The organism is Flavobacteriales bacterium (assembly GCA_013214975.1).
Taxonomy (GTDB): domain Bacteria; phylum Bacteroidota; class Bacteroidia; order DT-38; family DT-38; genus DT-38.
Map to the genome: position 1 here is coordinate 1 of JABSPR010000258.1, position 2001 is coordinate 2001.

2 protein-coding genes are annotated in these 2001 nt (G+C 36.2%); both read right to left on the minus strand.

Annotation, left to right across the window (positions count from 1 at the left end; genetic code table 11):
• On the minus strand, positions 1-422 hold a 422-nt coding region (locus HRT72_08385; protein NQY67723.1), incomplete at its 3' end, for a hypothetical protein.
• Positions 419-2001 (minus strand): branched-chain-amino-acid transaminase (gene ilvE, locus HRT72_08390; protein NQY67724.1); only part of this gene is annotated, 1583 nt, incomplete at its 5' end. The genes ilvE and HRT72_08385, both read right to left, overlap by 4 nt.

Here is a 2001-nt window from a genome sequence, read left to right on the forward strand (position 1 = left end):
ATTTGAAAATCCAGATCCCCCATAGAAATACTAATAGAACTGTGCACAGGCTCGTTCACCGAAATGTCTAATAGTTCATGTACAGTTTTTCCTTTTTGCTTTCCGTATAAGTCCCAAGCAGCCATATCGATAGCAGCCAATCCGAAAGAATCGTCTTTAAAAACTGGATGAATATCTTTCCATAATTGTTCAGGCGTTTCGAACTCATAATTTCTTAGAAACTCTTCTGCTTTTTTAAAACTTTCAAGTAAACGGGGAACTGTAGAATCATATACCTTAAATTCTGTTGCCTCACCAAACCCAATGATATCATTCGATCTGAGTGAAACTATAACTATAGGATGATCTCCATGCACTTCCCTTGAAACTCGAAAAGTTTCTTTGGTTGATAATGATTGGATTGAAATTTTTAGTTCCATCATACCACTTCGTTTAGTGCTGCATTCTGATTCATTGCAAGTTCTTTGTATGCTTCTTGAATGTTTTGAACTAAAGTATTTTCAGTAAAATCGATATTGTCAATTCTTGAAATCGGTTTTATTTCGACTGCTGTTCCAGTGATAAAGCAAGAGTCGTATTCTTTCATTTCATCAGGACGAATGTTTTTTTCTGTAACCTGATAACCAGTTTCACGGCACCAAGCCATCACAAATTGTCTTGTGATACCGTTTAGAATAAAATCAGTTTGTGGTGTAAACACTTGGTTGTCTTTAACGAAAAAGATATTAGCACTGGACAGTTCACCAATGTTTCCATTGACATCCAACAATAAGGCATCATCAAATCCATTTTCTAAAGCTTCATGTTTTGCCAAGGTGTTAACAGCATATAAAGCCGAACATTTCGCTCTAATTGGAAAACTCTCAGCCAATGGTTTTATCCAATCTGATATTTGCACTTTAATGCCAAAACTCTCGGTCTTGTTCATGTAAAGATTTTCTGGAACTTCCCAAGAAGCAATTGCAAAATGCACTGAACTATTTGGGGCTGCAGTTGCCATTTTCTCACTTCCTCTCCAAAATAAAGGGCGTAAGTAACCATTCTTTAATTGATTTTTTTCGACAAGTTGATTGCTGTACTTTATAAAATCCGATTCTGAAATTAGGATTTCCATTCCCATTATTTCTGCTGATTTGTAAAGTCTAGAAATATGTTCTTCCAGTATAAATATGCGCCCATTATAAACTCTAATCCCTTCGTAAACAACACTAGCATAATGCATTCCGTGATTTAGTAAATGAATTTTAGCATCACGTGATGGAATAAAATCTCCTCCCATAAATAGTACACCATCCATATCATCGAAAGAAACTAAAGAAGGGTCGACAAATTTCCAGGTGCATTTTTCATTTATCCAATTGGACAAAATTTCAAACCTCTGCTCTACTTCTGCCTCATTCTCTCCAATAACATTGGCGGCAACCAATCCTCTTCCAGATTTACTCCCTCCGAAATAACGTTTGCCTTCAACTGCACTTGATTGATAATCAATAACCCAATCAAAAGGTGGATTGTCTAGCTTTGCCTCTTTTAGATGTCCATTTTGGGGATACACAATCATACTTCCGCTATAGGTAGAATAGGGTTTAGCAAACTGTTCTTCCAGTTCTTGATTTCTATTCACTCCGGCAATTGCCAAAAACAACTCTTTCTCATAATTAACACCACAAGCCTTAGAAATTGCTTTTGAAACAATACCTCCAATTGGTCGGCAGGCAATTTCACAAAGTTTTATTCCACCGTTCTTTTCAATAAAGAGCTCTACATGGAATATTGCGTGATCTGTTTTTGGAAAGGCCTCTACAACATTCTTAGCATACTTTACTAACTCAATTGATGTTGCACTTTCTTTGTCAGAAACGCGCGTACATCCAAGCTCTGATCTACTATGCGCTAGTGGATCGTTTGGATATGTTGAAGGCACAATACCTACAGTTTCGTTATTGAGATTTAATACATCAACATGATAAATTATACAATCAACAAAATCTTCCGCTAATA